General features: G+C 65.9%; 1 protein-coding gene. It reads right to left on the bottom strand.

The window, feature by feature from the left end:
• Positions 1-255, bottom strand: a 255-nt coding sequence (gene dctP / locus C7I36_RS17045) for a TRAP transporter substrate-binding protein DctP (RefSeq protein WP_181256438.1), incomplete at both ends; no start/stop codon positions are given.

Consider the following 255-nt stretch of genomic DNA (forward strand, 5'->3'; position numbering starts at 1 on the left):
CGGCGGTGGTGAAGATGTTGTGGCCGATGTCGGTGATCACCGCGGACACCTCATAAAGCTTGTTCGACTCGATGTAGAACATGGGGTTTTCCTGGCCCTGGATCATGCCGGTCTGCAGGGCGCCGAACACCTCGCCCCAGGGCAGCGGCGTGGGCACGGCCCCGAAGGCCTTGTAGGTTTCCACCAGCAGCGGCGAGGTCATCACCCGCACCTTGACGCCGCCGAGGTCGGCGGGGGAGCTGAAGGGCGCCTGGG

The sequence above is a fragment of the Zobellella taiwanensis genome (assembly GCF_003012795.1).
GTDB classification, from domain to species: Bacteria; Pseudomonadota; Gammaproteobacteria; order Enterobacterales; family Aeromonadaceae; genus Oceanimonas; species Oceanimonas taiwanensis.